16 protein-coding genes are annotated in these 17,304 nt (G+C 63.8%); 8 read left to right on the top strand and 8 right to left on the bottom strand.

What is annotated here, in order from left to right; genetic code table 11:
• The first annotated feature begins 85 nt into the window (after window positions 1-85).
• The 3 genes from FJ970_RS24580 to FJ970_RS24570 all read left to right on the top strand — a co-directional run bounded on the left by FJ970_RS24580 (window position 86) and on the right by FJ970_RS24570 (window position 3,012).
• A complete protein-coding gene (locus FJ970_RS24580) occupies window positions 86-1,837 on the top strand; it encodes a sensor histidine kinase (protein WP_140762914.1) in 1,752 nt (583 codons plus the stop codon).
• Window positions 1,812-2,594 (top strand): peptidoglycan-binding protein, encoded by a 783-nt coding sequence (locus FJ970_RS24575; protein ID WP_140762917.1) that lies wholly within the window; start codon window positions 1,812-1,814, stop codon window positions 2,592-2,594. Before FJ970_RS24580 ends, FJ970_RS24575 begins: the two co-directional genes overlap by 26 nt.
• 70 nt (window positions 2,595-2,664) lie before the next feature.
• Window positions 2,665-3,012 carry a DUF1491 family protein gene (locus tag FJ970_RS24570; RefSeq protein ID WP_127871331.1) on the top strand — a complete coding sequence of 116 codons (348 nt, stop codon included), beginning with the start codon at window positions 2,665-2,667 and terminating at the stop codon, window positions 3,010-3,012.
• Here the strand turns inward: FJ970_RS24570 and FJ970_RS24565 are convergent.
• The 6 genes from FJ970_RS24565 to FJ970_RS24540 form a co-directional block, all read right to left on the bottom strand.
• A complete protein-coding gene (locus FJ970_RS24565; protein ID WP_140762920.1) occupies window positions 2,990-4,012 on the bottom strand; it encodes a hypothetical protein in 1,023 nt (340 codons plus the stop codon). The two genes, FJ970_RS24570 and FJ970_RS24565, sit on opposite strands and share 23 nt — an antisense overlap.
• Window positions 4,013-4,458: 446 nt before the next feature.
• Window positions 4,459-5,028, bottom strand: coding sequence for a DUF1254 domain-containing protein (locus FJ970_RS24560; protein WP_140762926.1), 570 nt, complete (start codon window positions 5,026-5,028; stop codon window positions 4,459-4,461).
• Window positions 5,021-5,605 (bottom strand): DUF1214 domain-containing protein, encoded by a 585-nt coding sequence (locus FJ970_RS24555; protein ID WP_140762929.1) that lies wholly within the window; start codon window positions 5,603-5,605, stop codon window positions 5,021-5,023. The genes FJ970_RS24560 and FJ970_RS24555 overlap by 8 nt, the downstream gene beginning before the upstream one ends.
• A 109-nt stretch (window positions 5,606-5,714) precedes the next feature.
• Window positions 5,715-7,868 (bottom strand): transglycosylase domain-containing protein, encoded by a 2,154-nt coding sequence (locus tag FJ970_RS24550; protein ID WP_140762932.1) that lies wholly within the window; start codon window positions 7,866-7,868, stop codon window positions 5,715-5,717.
• A gap of 223 nt (window positions 7,869-8,091) precedes the next feature.
• Window positions 8,092-9,024 carry a dimethylarginine dimethylaminohydrolase family protein gene (locus FJ970_RS24545; RefSeq protein ID WP_140762935.1) on the bottom strand — a complete coding sequence of 311 codons (933 nt, stop codon included), beginning with the start codon at window positions 9,022-9,024 and terminating at the stop codon, window positions 8,092-8,094.
• Between the two features lie 38 nt (window positions 9,025-9,062).
• Entirely contained in the window at window positions 9,063-10,652 is a 1,590-nt protein-coding gene (locus tag FJ970_RS24540) for an amidohydrolase (RefSeq protein ID WP_181178756.1), read from the bottom strand.
• A 76-nt stretch (window positions 10,653-10,728) separates the two neighbouring features.
• Here FJ970_RS24540 and FJ970_RS24535 point away from each other — a divergent pair, with 76 nt between their 5' ends.
• From FJ970_RS24535 to FJ970_RS24515, 5 genes are all read left to right on the top strand, one after another.
• On the top strand, window positions 10,729-11,625 hold the full coding sequence (locus FJ970_RS24535; protein ID WP_140762940.1) for a LysR substrate-binding domain-containing protein: 897 nt from the start codon (window positions 10,729-10,731) through the stop codon (window positions 11,623-11,625).
• Window positions 11,626-11,789: 164 nt separating this feature from the next.
• Complete coding sequence (locus FJ970_RS24530) at window positions 11,790-12,884, top strand: ABC transporter ATP-binding protein (protein ID WP_140762943.1); 1,095 nt, start codon at window positions 11,790-11,792, stop codon at window positions 12,882-12,884.
• A 69-nt stretch (window positions 12,885-12,953) separates the two neighbouring features.
• Complete coding sequence (locus FJ970_RS24525; RefSeq protein WP_140762946.1) at window positions 12,954-14,066, top strand: ABC transporter substrate-binding protein; 1,113 nt, start codon at window positions 12,954-12,956, stop codon at window positions 14,064-14,066.
• A 22-nt stretch (window positions 14,067-14,088) separates the two neighbouring features.
• The gene (locus tag FJ970_RS24520; RefSeq protein ID WP_140762949.1) at window positions 14,089-14,922 is read left to right on the top strand and encodes an ABC transporter permease; all 834 of its coding nucleotides are present in this window, start codon (window positions 14,089-14,091) and stop codon (window positions 14,920-14,922) included.
• Window positions 14,922-15,737 (top strand): ABC transporter permease, encoded by an 816-nt coding sequence (locus FJ970_RS24515; RefSeq protein ID WP_140762952.1) that lies wholly within the window; start codon window positions 14,922-14,924, stop codon window positions 15,735-15,737. The genes FJ970_RS24520 and FJ970_RS24515 overlap by 1 nt, the downstream gene beginning before the upstream one ends.
• Here the strand turns inward: FJ970_RS24515 and FJ970_RS24510 are convergent.
• Entirely contained in the window at window positions 15,734-16,522 is a 789-nt protein-coding gene (locus tag FJ970_RS24510; RefSeq protein WP_140762955.1) for a 2-keto-4-pentenoate hydratase, read from the bottom strand. The genes FJ970_RS24515 and FJ970_RS24510 overlap by 4 nt on opposite strands.
• A gap of 152 nt (window positions 16,523-16,674) precedes the next feature.
• Entirely contained in the window at window positions 16,675-17,298 is a 624-nt protein-coding gene (locus FJ970_RS24505) for an HD domain-containing protein (RefSeq protein ID WP_140762958.1), read from the bottom strand.
• Between the last annotated feature and the right edge of the window lie 6 nt (window positions 17,299-17,304).

Below are 17,304 nucleotides of genomic sequence, written 5' to 3'. Positions count from 1 at the left end.
CGACGAGTGCGAGTGCGTTGAGTTGATGCCGATCGAGGCCAGATACGCTGAATTGCCTGGCGCAATGGCGGCCGGTTGTGAACGCATGGTTCATCCCGGCGTTCTCGGGCGGAGCGACCGCGAGCGCCAGCGCCGTTTCATCGGCGTCATGCTGGCCGCGCCATTCTTTGCAGCGGGTGCCGCGGTCACGCTGGTTACATCGGGCATGGGGGCGGCCGTGACCATGGCCGCCATTTTCGCGGCCTTTGGACTGTGCTGGTTCGTCGCGCTGCTGCTAGCAGCGACCGGCAAGATGGCCGCCGCGGGACCCATCGCCCTGGCGATGGCGGCGATTGCCCTTGGCGGTCTTATCGGTGCCGCCGGCGGATTGAGTTCACCTGTCGCCATGCTTGCGCTTGCGCTGCCATTCGAAGCCTGGTGGATCGGCGCCTCGCGGCGTGCGGCATTGTGGGGAGGCGCCTCGGCCGTCATCGCCATCGCCCTTCAGTCCCTGTCGGCCGCCTTCCTTCCATTCGCGGACGCGCACATCGCCGCCTGGCACTGGCTGGTGCCGTTGGCCTGGGCGCTGACCCTCATCCCGCGCATATCGGCGTTTCGCGGCGCCGCCGGCGCGGCCGATACGGTCGATGCCGGTGACCGACTGGAAGACATCATCGACGCGGTGGTCTTGCGGGTTGCCCGCCACGGCGAAGTCATGGATGTGTCCGCCAAAGCGCGCACGCTTCTGAAATTGCCGCCTGAGCTGTTGTCCGGAACGGGCCTCTTCGATCGCGTCCACCTGTCGGACCGTGTCTCCTATCTCAGCGCCCTGGCCGACATGCGTGACGGCGCACTGTCGCGCCGCCTCGAATTGCGCATCAGGCTGCCCCAGACTGGCAACGGCGCTCACGCCGGAAATGGTTTTGTGGCTGACAACTATCAGCCATTCGCGCTCGAACTGCTGCGCGGCGAGGAACAAAGCGACGTCTTCACGCTTGTCCTGCGCGAGAATGACGAGACAGCGCGCCTGCGTGAAGAACTGGCGCAAGCCAATGAGGCGGCGGCCGCCGCCGAAGTGGCCAAGGGCCGCTTCCTTGCAGTGGTGAGCCATGAACTGCGCACGCCCTTGAATGCCATTATCGGCTTCTCCGACATGCTGCTGCACGAGATGTTCGGCGCCTTCAAGGACCCGCGCCAGAAGGAATATGTCGGCCTCGTGCGCGATTCGGGCCAGCATTTGCTGGCGGTCGTGACATCCATACTCGACGTATCGAGGATCGAATCGGGCGCCTATGCCACCGAACCGGAGCCGTTCCGGTTCATGGAAGCCGTCGACATGTGCCAGTCGATGATGCGGCTGCAGGCGCAGGCCAAGAACATCGACCTGCAGACTCAGATCGCCCCCGACGCAGGCGATATCAATGCGGATCGCCGCGCAGTACAGCAGATGCTCATCAACCTCGTTTCCAACGCGATCAAGTTCACGCCCGACGGCGGCGATGTCGTCGTCGGCGCCAAGCGGATCGGCTCACGTCTGCATTTCTGGGTCAGGGACACCGGCATCGGCATTGCCGAGGAGGATTTCGCCAATCTCGGCAAACCCTTTATGCAGATCCAGAACGACTATACCCGCCGTTTCGAGGGGACGGGTCTTGGCCTTTCCCTGGTGAAGGGGCTGGTGGCCTTGCACGAAGGGACCATGTCGATCGAAAGCATGCCGGGCGAGGGTACCACGGTGACCATCAGCCTGCCGGTCAGCGGGCCGAAGGGACGCCCCGCCAACCCGACCGGAGTGCTGACGATGCCGGTGACGAGGGCGAAAGGGGACGCAAATGGCTCGCTCCGCAAAACAGGCTAAGGCGGTCAAACGCCGCAGCAACGCCTTTCAGGACGGCGCCATCGCCGTCGGCGGCATGATTTCGCGCAATCCCGTCCTGGTGGGAGGATCGACCGCATTCCTGGTGACGCTGTTCTACGTCTCGGCGAACGCGCTGTGGTATCAGCCTTTCCCGCACGCCGGGGCGTTTTTCGCCACGCGTCATTTCCAGGGCTTTCCGCACGCCGCCGCCGACGAGCCGGAGACGACGATCAACATCGTGCGGTCCAATGCCGCGCCCGCCCCGATCAAGGGCGATCCCGTGGTCGAGCAGGTGCAAGGCATTTTGAAGGATCTCGATTTCTATTCCGGCACCGTCGACGGCATTTCCGGCCCCAACACGCGCAAGGCCATACAGGCCTATCAGCAGAAGGTCGGATTGAACGCCTCGGGCGAGATCGACGCGCTGCTGCTGGACCAGCTGGGCGCAACGCCTAAGACCGCCGCCGTGCCCAAGCCGCGGCCTCGTCCCGATGTGGCGCCGGCCGCCGTTCCCGTCTCCTTGCAGACGAATGAGGCACAGACGAATACCGCTTCGCAGGGGCCTGATCCCCGCATCGTCAAGATCCAGGCCGGGCTCAAGGCCTTCGGCAATGACGACATGCAACTGGATGGTGTCGTCGGTGCGCGCACCAAGGCGGCGATCAAGGAATTCCAGTCGCTGTTCGGGTTGCCGCAGACCGGCGAGCCCGACGAGATCGTCTATGTCAAGATGCGCGAGATCGGCTTGACCAACTGACCGCCGAAACGACGGCTCGCTCTGCTTACGAAATTTCGATAGAGAGCCCGCATGTCGTCGGGAGTCTTCCATGCGCGTAACCGCTGATCTGTGGGTTTCGGCCCTGTTGCGCCGGGTTTTCGGCGCCGGCGGATTTGCCGCCGTGGTCAATCGCGGTGCGACCGAGGCCGGGGCTGTCTTCATCCTGGCCCGGGGCAGGATGGGTGAAACGGCTCTCTACGGGCCGGCGCCGCAGACAAGCTACGATTCGGCCAAGCCAGAGGACCGTTTTTTCAGCCTTCTCGCCACCGGCGATGATGCCGCCGTGCTGGACGCCAGACTTGAGCGCGAGAAAAAATTCGATCCCGACATCTGGGTGGTCGAGATAGAGGCCGGGAGCGTTCCCGTCGAGGAGCTTATTTCCGTGAAGACGCCCTGAGGCCGGGAGCGTCGGCTTCGTCGCTGTTGGAGGCCTTGCGGCTGTCGACGTTTGTCGGCGAAGCGTCGCGAGCCGTCCTGGAAAGGGTTTCGGCTTTCCATCCCCGCACTTTGTCCAGGGCCGTATCGCGGTGCAGCAGGCGGTAACGGTCGAGATAGGTCCGGATGGCCTGCGGATGCGGGAACAGGCCGGGATAGACGGCAACCGTGATCAGGAATGCCCGGTCCTCGCTGAAGTCGAGCGAACGCAGCGCCGCAAGCAGCGGCGCATAATTCTGGTTGGCGGTCAGCGATTGCGCGACCGAGAAATCAATGTCGAGGGCGTCCGCTAGCGCGGTCTGGAAGAACGCGGCGTTTCCCGTCAGTGCGGTCTCGCGCAGTTTGACGTAGGTATCCGCACCTGGGAACGCATCGACCTTCGCCGCCAAGGTTTCGTCGCCGGTGTGCATCATGGAGCGCAGCCTGCGCCGTGCGTTCTCGGCGGCAACGCCGGGCGTCTGCTGAGTTTCCGCGCTGTTCGCCGTCGCTTGCGTCTTCACAAGGCTTTGCGCCGGGGCCGCTTCCGGATCCCGCACCCGCACCAGGGTCGGTCGTTCGAGCGCCCTGATCAGATCGGCGATGGTCGGGTTCAGGTCCTTGCGCCGCGATATGGCGCGTGCATGCGGCAGCCCGTGCCGGCCAATCAGCGCGATCAGGTCGATATCGCTGACCGCGCGTGAGCGGATGAGCAGCGGAGCGGCAATGTCGACCGGTTCCTCGCAGAGGCGCCGCACCAGGGCCGCGGGCGCATATTCGCATTCGGAAAGGGCGGCTGCCACGTAGCGCCGCGATTCGACGGGCACATCGTCGAACAGCGGCAGCGTCAGGTCTTCGAGCTGCCCGATCTCGCGGCGCGACGGGCGGGTCAGCGAGCAGAATGCCGATACGGCGGCGCGGAACAACCTTTCGGCTTTTCCCGATTCCGTCCTTATCGCGATTTGCCTGAAATCCGAGGATGACACGAAGGATACGCCTGACAACAGATACACACTTGGCCTCGCGCCACCGGGACCGTGTCGGTTTCGCGATTGCCTCGGTCAGAACGTTCTGACCTGGGAACAAAGATCAAGTTAGCGACGATCCGTTAGCGGTCCGTTAACCCTCTGCCGGCCTTAATGATATTTGGAGGCGTTGCGTTGTGCTCCGGGGAAACCGAGAGGAATGCGCGAACCATGGGCATGGTACTGTCTTTCGTGCCGCGTGCGGCACCGACCAATCGAGCCAAGCAAACCACCGAAATACCGGCGGCCGTGATCATATTTCCCGGCATCCGCTATGAGCGGTCCAACACCGGCGAAGTGCGGCCTGCGGGGCCAGACAAGCCGGGATCGCCACGGACGCCCGTGCCTCACCACTGAGCCTTGGCCTTGTCCGTCCGGCCTTCGACTCCGGACCTCCGGTCAGCGGGTTAGAAATCCTGCAGTTCGCAGGAACTCTGATCGAGAAAGCGCGACACGATCGGCTTCCAGCTCTCGTCCGGCACGAAGCTGCGGATGACGAAGATACCCTCGTCGATGGGCGCCTCGACGAAAATCGCTCCCTGCAGGTCTTCGGGCAGGTCCTTGCGCACGTCGATCATCTGCGCCGGCGTCAGCACGACCGCATCCAGCTTGCCGCCCGTCGCCGTGTGGTCGTTGAAGGAATAGATGTTGTGACCGCTGCGGTCATAGACCGACACCGACCAGAAGGGGACGTCTCCCGGCGCCCTGATCCGGACCATTCCTTCCTCGAGGTCGAAGCGGCAGGCCGTGGCATAGAACAGCGGGTCGACCGATTTCACCACCGGCGCGCCGCCGGCTTCGGCATCCAGCCGGTTCATCCTGTAGAGATCCGAGGCCATGGAGAGACGCGACCAGGCGTCACGTTCCGAAAATTCCGGCACCAGAAGCAGGACGATAATGTGGACGATGCCGGCGCCGACGAGGCCGAGCAGGATGGCATGCAGAAGCCTGCGCAAGGCGGCTCGCAAACTACGCATCGCAGCCCGCCCTCACGATCCTGGGCAGCGAAACGTCCGACAGGCCGGTGCTGCTGGCGATTGGCGTGTCGTAGAAAGTCAGGACGAAATACATTCTCCCGGAACCGTCGGTCAGAAGCCAGTTGCCCGGCATCGGGTGATGGCCGACGGAGATGATCACGGAATTGTCCGGTTGGCGCAGCACGGCGTAGGACTGAAGTGCTGCAAGCCGCGATTTGCCGGTCTCGACGACGCCGAGCGATTGATCGGCCGCATAAAGCGTCCAGAACCGGGCTGTGGGAAATCCACCCTCGATCCTGTAGGTGCATTCCCGCTTGAGTTGGTCGCCGGCGGCATCGTTTTCCGCCACGAAGGACAGGCCTTCGGCGCGGCCGAGCGCCAGCACGCCCTCACGCGCCACTCGCGCCTTGGAATAGGGATCTGCCGCCGGTGTGCCGATATCGGGGAAGGCGGTCCACTGGCCGATCCTGATCGCGCCGACGCCGTCCTGGATCTTCAGCGCGTACCAGACGCTGGCGCCGCCCCCGCCAACGGCTATGGCAAGCGAAATCAGCATCAGGAAGGCGTTCTTGAGCATGAAGGGCCGGGTGCGCGAAGGATTGCCGTTCGGGGATATCGCGGCGCGGGGCCTTGTGGCAAGCCGGTGTGATGGTTTTGCCTGTCGGTCTTGTCTTACCCGGCGGATGTCACAGGGCCGAAAGCGTCTCGGGTGGAGTGGGGGCGTCGAGTTTGGGCGCCGTCTGGAACAGTTGGCTCATGTCCCGCAGCGTCTGCGTGGTTCGGCTGGACAGCACCGGCGGCCGTTCGGCGGCGGCGTCGGCTGCGGCCTGCTCCTCGGTCTTCTTCTGCGCCTCCGCGGCCTTGGCCGCGATCTCCTCGTCGACGAAGGGCTTGTCGATGCCGGGGATCGGCTTGAGATCGATGTTCTGGTGCGCGTAGACCATCAGTCGCTGCCACACCATCGCCGGCAGCGAGCCGCCCGTCATGTTCTTGGTCGGCGAGAAATCGTCATTGCCCATCCAAACGGCAGCCGTGTAGTTGCCGGTGAAGCCGACGAACCAGGCATCGCGGTAGGATTGTGTCGTGCCGGTCTTGCCGGCGACGACGATGTTGGGAATTTGCGCCCGCCGCGCCGTGCCCATCACCGGTACTGCCGTCAGCATGGTGTTCATCGACTTCAGCGCCTGCTCGGACAGCACGCGATGCGGCGGCGGCGCATCCTTGGTCCAGTCATAAACCACGTCGCCGGTGCGTGTGACCAGCTGGGTGATGCCGTGCCGGGAGCCGACGAAGCCGTTTTGGGCAAAGACGCTGTAGCCCGTCGCCTGGTCCATCACGGTCATGCCCGAGGTGCCGAGCACCATCGTCTTGTGCCCTTCGAGCGGCGATTCCACGCCAAACGATTCCGCCAATGCCTTGATCGGCGCGATTCCGAGATGATCCTTGGCCAGCCGCACCGGCACGGTGTTGATCGACTTGGCCATCGCCATGATCAGCGTGACATTGCCCGCCGACTCGCCGCTGTAATTGTGTGGCGACCAGTTGCCCCAACTGATCGGCCCGCCTGATATGATCGAATTCGGCGTGAAGCCGTGTTCCATCGCCGTGGCATAGACATAGGGCTTGAACGACGAGCCGGTCTGGCGCAGCGCCTTGGTGGCGCGATTGAACTGGCTGGCGCCATAGTCGCGGCCGCCGACGATCGCCCGCACCGCGCCATTGGTCTCGATGACCACCACGGCACCTTCGGCGACGTTGTACTCCTTGCCGAACTGACGCAGATGGAACTCGAGGGACTCCTCCGCAGCCTTCTGGATGTTGGCGTCGAATGTGGTGTGGGCAACCAGGGAGTGCTGGCCGGGCTTGGCGATCTTCTTGACCTCGTCGAAGGCCCAGTCGAGGAAATAATCCGGGCTTTTCTGCTCGCCGCGATCGACGACGTCGGCCGGATGCAGCCTTGCCTGCAGCACCTGGCCTTCGGTCATGAAGCCGGAATCGACGAGGTTGGACAGCACTACGTTGGCACGTGCGCGCGCCGCCGGCAGGTTGATGTGCGGCGCGTACTTCGTCGGCGCCTTGAACAGGCCGGCCAGCATCGCCGCCTCGGCAAGGTTCAGGTCCTTGACGCTCTTGCCGAAATAGAAGTCCGCCGCCGCCTCGATGCCGAACGTGCCGCCGCCCATATAGGCGCGGTCGAGATAGAGCTGCAGGATTTCCTTCTTCGACAGATTGGCCTCCAGCCACAGCGACAGGAAGGCTTCCTTGATCTTACGCTCGAACGTGCGCTCGTTGGTCAGGAACAGGTTCTTGGCCAGCTGCTGGGTGATGCTGGAACCGCCTTGGACGACCGAGTTTGCCCGCACATTCTCGAAGATCGCGCGCGACAGGCCGAGCACGTCGATGCCGTAATGCTCGAAGAAACGCCGATCCTCGGTGGCAAGCACCGCCTTGATGACGTGGTCCGGCATCTCGTCGACCGGCACGGAATCGCGCTGGATGATGCCGCGCTGGCCGATCTCGTTGCCGTAACGGTCGAGGAAGGTGACGGCGAAGTCGCCTTGGGCGCGCCAGTCGCCGGTAGTGTCCTGGAAAGCGGGTATCGCCAGCGCCAGCATCACCACAATGCCGCCGGCGCCGAGTGTAAACCCTTCGCTCAATAGTTCGATGACGCCACGGCGCCAGCCCTTGAGGCGGAAGCGCCGCGAGAAGATCGTCGCCGCTTCCCAGAACTGACGCGCCTTGAAGCCGATCTCATAGAGCGAGGAATCGAGCCACGCGTCCAGCGCCAGAAGGCGGGAGGCGATCGGACCTCTTCTCTTGCGCGGTTCAGGGCTGACCATTCAAAAACCCGGCTCGGCTCTGGCGCGACCTGAAAAACCGCAAGCGGGCAATTTCAGGGCGGCGCCCTGTTCCGACTATTCATCCATTTTGCCGGCACCCACAAGGGCGGCGAGGACACAGCCGCAAGGTTTGTCGATGGAAGAGCCAGGTAGCCGGCGGGCCGGTTCCTCGCCCGCCAGATTCTGGGTCTGGCGGGCGAGGGGGATTTGCCTCCCCGAACTATCAGGCCGCTTCGCGCTTCAGCGCCTGCGCCATGCAATGGATACCGCCGCCGGTCTTGGAGATTTCGCTCATGTCGACGGCCGCGACCTCGAAGCCGCGCGCCTTGAGCTTTTCGATCAGCGTCTTGCTGGAAGTCGGCGCGATCACCCGGTCCTTGCCCAGCGACATGAAGTTGCAGCCGAGCGCCATCGTGTCCTGGAAGGGAACGTCGATGATTTCGTGACCCTTGCCCTTCAGCCAGTCGACGATGCCGGGCTCGGTGCAGGCGAGGCAGACGGCGGTGAGCTTTTCGGCGATCGGCACCACCATCAGGTCGATATGGACGTAATATTCGTCGATGAAGGCGATACGTGTTTCCCAGCCTTCTTTCTCGAACCATGCCTGCACCTGGCGGGCGCCTTCCTCCTGCGTGCGGGCGCCGCCGCAGCCGATCAGCACCACGCCGTCCTCGATGACATTGAAGTCACCGCCCTCGAAGGTGCCAGCCGTGACCATGTCGTAGATCGGGATGCCGAGCTTTTCATAGGTGCGAATGGCCGCGTAATTCTCGCCGCGCCGCCACCAGTTGGCCATGGCGGTGATAACAGCGCCATAAGGCGTCATGACGCTGGAATCACGGGAATAGACCTGCATCGGCAGTTCCGGCGTCGGCTCGTGCCAATGGATGTTGACGCCGAAATGCTCGTAGGCCGCGACAAGATCCTTGTGCTGCGCCTGCGCGATCTGGACGTTGCAGGGTGCCTCGCGCAGATGTTTTCGCGAGAGCGAGCTGGTCGAGAGGTGACGCAGGAAGTTCGGCGATCCGAGCAGCACGTCCGTCAAGACGTCGGTCTCGTTGGCGAAGCCCCAGACGGTCAGCGGCTTGGTGCCGCCGGCCGGGTTGCGGCGCTGCAGCGAAAACGGCTCGGCGATGATGCGGTCATGAACGGTCATGCGGTTCTCCTCGTAGCTTGTTCTCAAGGGTTGGTCGGTCATGCGTTGCTTGGGATCCACCAGTCGCGCCCGCGCGCGGTGGTGGCATATTCCGGCCAGCGGAAATTGATCGGCGGCTCGTAGTCGCAGAGCGGCGCGATCCAGGTGGAGCCGCCGATGCCGCCGCCGGTACGGGCGATGAACTCGTTCATCGCCTCCTCACGGGCGGTTTTGTCCTCGAGCAGGCGCAGCGCCGCCAGCGCTACCGTCTTGGCGGCGCAGATGACCATCGGGTCGATCGTCGCGGGAATGCCGCCCAGCGCATTCATCACCCAGGAGGGATAGGCACTGCCATTCGCCGAACGGAGCGCCGGGCGGGCGACATAGAAGCGCGCGGTCGGCGCGTGCCAGCTCATGTCGGTGTAGTCGTCGGAAGTCGAATTGACCTGGGAGGGCGGCAGGTCGAGGCGCAGGATCGCCTCGGCCTCTTGTGGGGCAATCAGCCGCTCCAGCTCGTCGATAAAGGGGTTGTCGGTCGCGGTGCCGCCGGCATTGACCTGGATTTCGCGCGCGACCGTCCTGGCGGCCTCGTCCCAGTGCGGCGGTCCGACCGTCGACAGGGCTTCGTAGGCAATCCCGGCCATGGCGTGGTTGGCCAGCCCCGGCCGCGACTTCGACACCCAGTGCCGCTCGTAGCGGCAGCCGCTGATCGCGGCCGCGGCCGCGGCGTTGCGGTCGAGCACCGCCGTCACCTGCTTGGCCATACCAATGGTCGGCACGCGGATCATGTACTGGATCTCGGCCAGGCCCGCCGGCAGATTGTCGGCCGTGGCCTGGCCCGCCGTCAGGATCGCCTCGCTGATCGACCAGCCGCCCTGATGCGGCAGCATGGAATCGCGCAACGCCTTGGAGGCCATGTACATGGTCATCAGCGCATCGTTGGCTCCCGGTGCCCTGACCGCCGAATGCGCCTGCGGGATCGGTGCGCCGTCGCCCGCCGCCCGCGTCCAATTTTCGGGTTCGTCGCAGACGAACCGGTAGATCATCGCGTAGGCCGCACCGCAATGCGTGTCCCAGCGCGCGGTGTTGCAGAGCGGCAGCATGTAGAAGGGATGGAAGGAGATCATGCCGGCAAGACCGTCATAATAGCCTTTTGCCGCATGGATCGGCTTCGAACCGCGCACCTTTTCGGCCGGCTCGCCGGTGAAGCGCAGCGTGCCTTGAATGCCGTCGCGCTGCATGGCGGCCTTGGTCGCGAGCAGGCCGCCGAGGCTCGCTATGCCGAGCCCCGAATGCGGATCGGTATGCCCGCCGGCCTCGACGCCAAGGCCAGGGCGCGGCTGTCTCACCGTCACTGCCTCCTGGCAATTGCCGGGCACGGCATCATATTCGGCATACATGCCGACGGTCGGTCCGGCGCCATTCGTCCAGTGGGCGCAGAAGGCGGTCGGCATGCCGCCCGAGCCTTCCTCGACCGTAAATCCCTCGCGCGTGAGCCGATCAACATACCAGGCGGCCGATTGGTACTCGCGCCACGCGGTCTCGCCGAACTCGAAGATGGTGCGTGTCCAGGCCGACAGCAGGGGCTGAATGCCGTCGAGGCAGGCAAGCGCTGTCTCTTGCGCCGATGTCGTCACCGGTTTGTCCATGCTCTAGAAGAAAGCAGTGAAGCGGCTCGCCAAAAAGTGATATGTTTTCCCGGTTCGTGCAAATTCGGTTCACCTCTTGAGAATTCCATCCACACAGGCGCTACGAGCCCTCGACAGTTTCGCCAGGCATGGCAGCGTCTGGCGCGCCGCCGACGAACTGCACCTGACCCGCAGCGCGGTGAGCCATCAGTTGCGCTTGCTGGAGCGCGACCTCGGCTTCGATCTCCTGCAACGCATCGGCAAGGGCGTGGCGTTGACGCCGCGCGGCCAGCGCTACGCGGCCAATGTCAGGAAAGCGCTGACGGTGCTCGGCGACGCGGGAACGCACAACAGTGGTGCCGGGGTTGGCGGCTCCTTCGCCGTCTCCTGCCCGCCGGGCTTCGCCTCGATGTTCCTGTGCACCCATATCGGCGAGTTCCAGCAGATGTATCCGGATGTGGCGCTCTCGGTGCTTACGCCGCGGCGGCTCGACGATGTCAGCAATCCGGAGGCCGACGCCTTTATCGCCTTTGGCGTCGGCAACTGGCCTAACCGCGCGGTGGAGTTGCTCTGTGAGGTCTCGTTCACGCCGCTTTGCAGCCCGACACTGCTCAACAAGGTCGGTGGATTTTCCAAACCCGCCGACGTTCTGCGCGCCAATCTGCTCCATCTTGGCGACACCGAGGACTGGGCACGCTGGCTGGCGCTGTCCAAGGTGGAAAATCCTGACACCGAGGGCGGTATCTTCTTTTCCGACATGAACCTCGTCTTTTCGGCGGCGGTCGCCGGGCAGGGGATTGCGATGGGCGACGAACTGACCGGCCGCCGGGCGCTGAGCGAAGGCCGTCTCGTCAAGCCGTTCGAGGCGTCGGTCCCCTCGCCACGCTCGTATTTCCTGGTTTTCGAGCATGCAAAGGCGGGGCATCCGGTGCTCAATGCCTTCAGCGGTTGGTTGAGAGCGAAGCTGTTGGAAAACAGGCTGGCGACGTATTGAGGTCGGCCGATCCCGCCACGAGCGAAATTTGACGGCTCCGCCGTCCCGCTATCTCGTAAAACCCGCCAGACGTGAATCAAATTTGCCGATCAGGCGAAAACTATTCGGTTGCGGTGAGCTTCGGCCCTGCCTACGATTTGGCTCAACGGAAGGATAGAGGCAGGATGCAGCAACCCGGCCGGGCCGCAGAGATCAAGGCAATTGGGATCGGCAAGAGCTTTGGCTCGTTCCGTGCGCTGGACAATCTGACGCTCGATATAGGCCGCGGCGAGTTCCTGACATTGCTCGGCCCCTCCGGCTCCGGCAAAACCACCTTCCTGATGATCCTGGCCGGCTTCGTGCAGCCGAGCGAGGGCAGGCTTTTCAGCGACGGCGCCGACATCACCGACCGCCCGGCAGAGCAGCGCGCCGCCGGCATGGTGTTCCAGGGCTATGCGCTGTTCCCGCATATGAGCGTCGAGGCAAACATCGCCTTCCCGCTCAAGGTCCGCAAGAAACCGGCCGTCGAGATCAAGAAACGCGTCGGCGAGATGATCGAGCGCGTCGGTCTGATCGGCCACGAGAAGAAATTGCCGTCGCAGCTTTCCGGCGGCCAGCAGCAGCGCGTGGCGCTTGCCCGCGCGCTGGTGTTCGAGCCGGGCGTGCTCCTGCTCGACGAGCCGTTTTCGGCGCTGGACAAGAGCCTGCGCGGCCAGATGCAGGCCGAGATGAAACGGCTGCATCAGGAGACCGGCACCACATTCGTCTTCGTCACCCACGACCAGAGCGAGGCGCTGGCGCTGTCCTCTCGCGTCGCCATCTTCAACCATGGCAAATTGCTGCAGGTCGGGGCGCCGGACGAGGTCTACGACCGGCCGGACAATCGCTTCGTCGCCGAATTCCTGGGCGAGATCAACATGCTGCCGCTGAAAGGCGTGCGCAGTGCCGATGATGGCGCCACCGGCCTGTGCGAGGACCGCGCCGTCAGCCTGCGTGGCAATCCGGCCACTGTCGGTGCCAACGCCATCCTGGCGATCCGCCCCGAACACATGTCGATAGCGCGCGAGGCCGCCGCCGGACAGAACGGTATCGCCGCGACGGCGATCGCATCGACCTATCTGGGGGCGGCAACCAAGCTCGACCTCACAACGCGCCAGGGTGCAAAAGTGACCGTCTCGGTGCCCAACGAGGTCGCGGCGGCTGCTCTCAGCAAGGGCAATTCCGTCTGGCTGACATGGCCGGCTGAAAAGGGTTTCCTCCTTCCGGACGGAGGACAATGACCGCCGGCGCGGCCTGATCCGCCGCACCGGCTTCCGGATTAAAATCAACGAAAACAAAGGGGAACTGACATGAACGACACCAAGAAACAGGCCATCGAAACGCTGTCCGAAAGGACGATACGTGGTGAGATCTCGCGCCGGCAGTTCACGCAGTTGGCGGCGCTCGTGCTCGCCGGCACGCCGTTGCTGCTGCGTTCGAGCGGCGCATTCGCCGCTGCGAAGGAACTGGTTCTGGTCAACTGGGGTGGCGACGCCATCACGGCCTATGACGCGGCCTATGGCCAGGCTTTCACCAAGGACACCGGCATCACCGTCAAGATGGACGGCTCGGGCCCGACCGAAGGCGCGATCGCCGCGCAGTTCAAAAGCGGCGCTCCGACCTGGGACCTGGTCGATGTCGACCCGTTCTCGGCCATCACGCTCGGCGCGCAAGGCATGCTCGAGCCGATCGACTACAACATCGTCGACAAGAAAAAGATGCGGCCGGGCTTCGGCTGGGACTATGCCGCCTCGACCTATTTCTTCTCCTATGTCATCGCCTACGATTCCGAGAAATACGGCAAGGATGCACCGACCGGCATGGCCGATTTCTTCGATGTGAAGAAATTCCCGGGCAAGCGTTCCCTCTACAAATGGGGCGTGTCGAGCTGGGAAGCGGCCCTTTTGGCCGACGGCATCGCGCCGGCGTCGCTCTACCCGCTCGACTTGAAGCGGGCGCATGACAAAATCGCCGCCTTCAAGGAAAATGTCGTCGCTTATTGGGGCGGCGGCGCCGAGAGCCAGAGCGTGCTGCTCAATGGCGAAGCCTCGATGGCGATCGTCTGGTCGACGCGCGCCTCGCTGATCGAGCAGGATTCCGGCGGCAAGATCAAGTTCATCTGGGACCAGGGCCTGATCTCGCCCGGCGCGCTTGCCGTGCTCAAGAACAACCCTGGCGGCAAGGACGCCGCGATGAAGTTCATCGCCAGCGCCCAGGATCCCCAAAAGCAGCTCGTCATGTTCGACAAGCTCGGCCAGGGTCCGGCCAATCCGGCCGCCGACGCGCTGATCCGCGCCGACAAGAAGCGCATCAACCCCGTCGATCCCGAGAACATGAAGAAGCAGATCCCGCTCGACATGGATTGGTACGCCAAGAACTACGGTGCGGCACTCGACGAATACACCAAGATCATCTCCGCCTGACCCGCGGGGATGCTGAACTGACATGAGAGGCGTCCTCTCCGACAGGATGGGCGCGGCGCTGTTGATGGCGCCGCTGCTCCTGTTTCTCGGCCTTGCCTATGCCTGGCCGTTTCTCGGCGTGGTGAAGTGGAGCTTCACCTTGCCGACGCCTGGGCTTGGCCAGTACGGGGCATTGCTCACCGACGATCTGGTGCAGTCGGTGTTCATCCGCACGCTGCGTATCGCCGCCATCGTCACCATTGTGTCGGTCGCCGCCGCCTATGCCATCACGGTCGTCTGGGTCCGCGGCAGCCCGGCGCAGCGCCTCGTCGCCGAATTCTGCATCCTGGTGCCGTTCTGGATCTCGGTGCTGACGCGAGCCTTCGGCTGGGTGGCGCTTCTGTCCAATCGCGGCCTGATCAACACCTGGCTGCAGTCGATCGGTTTCATCTCCGAGCCGCTGACTTTGGTGCGCAACGAGTTCGGCGTCATTGTCGGCATGACCCATTTCCTCATTCCGTTCGCGGTCTTTCCGCTGGCCTCGGCCATGCGCAGCCTGGACGAGCGCGTGCTGCTCGCCGCACGCGGCCTCGGCTCCAGCCGCATGCGCACCTTCTGGACGGTGTTCGTGCCGATGACGCGCTCCGGCATCATCGGCTCCGCGATGATCGTCTTCGTCTTCTCGCTTGGCTTCTTCGTCACACCGGCGATCCTCGGTGGCGGCCGCAGCGTGATGATCGCCGAGCTGATCTATCTCAGGATATTCCAGAGCCCGGACTGGGGGCTGGGGGCTGCGATCAGCGTCGTGCTGGTACTGTTCGTCGGTGCGCTGATGGCGCTCCTGTTCCGTTATGTCAGACCGAAGCAGCTGATCTGATGCCGACCTATCGCCCTGGACCCGTCTCGCTGATCCTCGCCGTGCTGGTGGCGCTGTTCCTGCTCATGCCGCTGCTCGCAGTCATTCCGGTATCGCTGACGCCCAGCCGCATGCTGGCGATGCCGACGGGCGAATTGTCGCTGCGCCACTACCGCTCGCTGATCGAGGATCCGCGCTGGCTCCAGTCGATCCTGCTTTCAATCCGGGTCGGAATCGTCAGCAGCGTCCTTTCAACCGTGCTGGCGCTTTGTTTCAGTCTCGGCGTCTGGATGTTCCAGCCGCGCTTCACCGCGACCCTTGTCGGCTTCGTGCTGTTGCCGATGGTGGTGCCGCCGGTGGTCTCGGCGGTGACGCTTTACTTCCTGCTCACCTCGATCTCGGGCGTCAGCTCCTTCTTCGGCTACGACACCTGGCTCGGCGTCGCCATGGCGCATTCGGTGATGACGGTGCCGTTCGCGACCGTGCTGATCCTGGTTTCGCTCAGCCAGCTCGACAGGCGCATCGACCTTGCCGCGCGGGGTCTTGGCGCAAGTGTCTGGGAGCGCGCCACCCGCGTCATCATGCCCAACATCAAGTTCGGCATCGTCACCGCGGCACTGCTCTCCTTCGTGCTCTCCTGGGAAGAGATCGGCGTCACCCTGTTCATCACCTCGGTCAACGCCATCACGCTGCCGCGTCTGATGTGGATGGGCCTGCGCGACAACATCGACCCGGCGATCGCGGCGCTTTCCGTGATATTGATCGTCATCACGGTGCTGGTTCTGACGGTGAGGAGCCTCGTGGTCCGGCTGAACCGAGGGAGCAAGCCGGTCTAGACGAACCGCACCGAGACTTTGCCAAACCTGCCCAAATCGCCGATCACCTCGTCTCCGGCCTCGACCACGATCGGTGTCACACAGGTCCCGGTTATCACAATCTGTCCCGGCTGAAGCGCTATGCCGAGGCCCGACAGCTCATTGACCAGCCATGTCAGCGCGATGCGGGGGTCGCCAAGGACTGCCGCGCCGGTTCCGCCGTGTCGCGACTTGCCCGAAGCAATTCCGATCACCGGGTGTTCCGCGAGATTAACGTCGCGCCATTCGTCTTGCGTGGGCTGGCCGATGACAAACAGATTGGCGCAGGCATTGTCCGCGATGAGCTGTGGCGCTCCGACGGCGCAGAAATCGTCGTAGCGCGAGTCCGGTATTTCGATCGCCGGATGCAAGCTCGCCACGGCATCCATCACTTCTGCGATTTCATAAGGTGCCGGGCGAGGTGGGAGCTGGCGGCCGAAACGGAAGGCGAATTCGATCTCGGCGACACGCATCTTGCTCGTCGCGAGCGAAACGGTCCCGCCAATCTCGACCGCTTTCTCTGCCAGCAGGCGCCCGGCCATCGGGCCGTCGACATTGATATGCCTTTGACCGGCAAGACTGGTTGCCGCGATCTTCCAGCCGAAAAGCGGGGCCGCCGAACGATCCATGACATGGGCCTGGATGGCATAGCCTTCGGTCCGCGTCTTCGGCCGCAGCTTCTCGGGTATAGCGGCGAGATGGGTGCCGTTGTCCCAATGACTTACCAGCAGATGCGACGCGGCCCTGGCCTTTTCTGGATCGAGCATGGTCAGCTCCGGGAATCGAAGAAATAGCTCGCTGCCGATCAAAGCCGGCAGGGAACATTCCGTTATGTTGGCCATGCCATGGTGGTTAGCCTACATGACCAGGCAAGCACGAGTCCATCCATGCTTCGCTTGTCGAGTGTGGTGAGCAGAAACTACGTCCCGGACCGGGCGGCAGCGGCGCGCTCATCCGACAGGGGCGCGCGGACCGCGGCCCTTGTCACCGCCGGGTCGTAGCTCTTGCGCGCGAACACCTCTTTCACTAGCGGGGCAAAGAACGCCAGCGGCAGGGTCGGATAATCCGGATCGAAGCTCGACTGGTCCCATTTCTCGCAGAATTCGGCGCAGTCGTCGAAGTATGGGCTGCCCCGGAAAGTTTCCCGCTTGTTCGGATTGGCCCCGACATGTTCGCCATAGTACAGCAGCTGGAAATCGCCGTGCTTCTCCACCACCCAAGTGCACTGTTCGCGCACGAATGGCCGGATGATGGCCGCGGCATATTCGTCATGATTGTAGGGGGCATAGATGTCACCGACGTCGTGGAGCAGGGCCGATACCACCCAGTCGGTGTCCGCTCCGGCATTCCAGGCCCTGGTTGCTGCCTGTAGGGAGTGGCCGAGCCGCGTTACCTTGTATCCCGACAGGGATCTGTCGAGCTCGACCATGGCGGCGAGCAGCCGATCGGCAGTGCCATCGGCATATTCGATCTCGTGTTCGGTGAGAAACGCGTAGTCCTCGCGGTCCCCATCCTTCATCTGCGTGAATTTTACGGTTTCCATGGTCGG

The sequence above is a fragment of the Mesorhizobium sp. B2-1-8 genome, assembly GCF_006442545.2.
In the GTDB taxonomy this organism is placed as follows: Bacteria; Pseudomonadota; Alphaproteobacteria; order Rhizobiales; family Rhizobiaceae; genus Mesorhizobium.
Note: the sequence above shows the minus strand (reverse complement) of the source record. Positions and strands in the feature narration are given on the sequence as shown.

Coding starts and splice junctions, on each gene's coding strand:
- FJ970_RS24580 (WP_140762914.1), top strand. CDS start 86: ATGGTTCATCCCGGCGTTCTCGGGCGGAGCGACCGCGAGCGCCAGCGC.
- FJ970_RS24575 (WP_140762917.1), top strand. CDS start 1,812: ATGGCTCGCTCCGCAAAACAGGCTAAGGCGGTCAAACGCCGCAGCAAC.
- FJ970_RS24570 (WP_127871331.1), top strand. CDS start 2,665: ATGCGCGTAACCGCTGATCTGTGGGTTTCGGCCCTGTTGCGCCGGGTT.
- FJ970_RS24560 (WP_140762926.1), bottom strand. CDS start 5,028: ATGCGTAGTTTGCGAGCCGCCTTGCGCAGGCTTCTGCATGCCATCCTG.
- FJ970_RS24555 (WP_140762929.1), bottom strand. CDS start 5,605: ATGCTCAAGAACGCCTTCCTGATGCTGATTTCGCTTGCCATAGCCGTT.
- FJ970_RS24550 (WP_140762932.1), bottom strand. CDS start 7,868: ATGGTCAGCCCTGAACCGCGCAAGAGAAGAGGTCCGATCGCCTCCCGC.
- FJ970_RS24545 (WP_140762935.1), bottom strand. CDS start 9,024: ATGACCGTTCATGACCGCATCATCGCCGAGCCGTTTTCGCTGCAGCGC.
- FJ970_RS24540 (WP_181178756.1), bottom strand. CDS start 10,652: ATGGACAAACCGGTGACGACATCGGCGCAAGAGACAGCGCTTGCCTGC.
- FJ970_RS24530 (WP_140762943.1), top strand. CDS start 11,790: ATGCAGCAACCCGGCCGGGCCGCAGAGATCAAGGCAATTGGGATCGGC.
- FJ970_RS24525 (WP_140762946.1), top strand. CDS start 12,954: ATGAACGACACCAAGAAACAGGCCATCGAAACGCTGTCCGAAAGGACG.
- FJ970_RS24520 (WP_140762949.1), top strand. CDS start 14,089: ATGAGAGGCGTCCTCTCCGACAGGATGGGCGCGGCGCTGTTGATGGCG.
- FJ970_RS24515 (WP_140762952.1), top strand. CDS start 14,922: ATGCCGACCTATCGCCCTGGACCCGTCTCGCTGATCCTCGCCGTGCTG.
- FJ970_RS24510 (WP_140762955.1), bottom strand. CDS start 16,522: ATGCTCGATCCAGAAAAGGCCAGGGCCGCGTCGCATCTGCTGGTAAGT.
- FJ970_RS24505 (WP_140762958.1), bottom strand. CDS start 17,298: ATGGAAACCGTAAAATTCACGCAGATGAAGGATGGGGACCGCGAGGAC.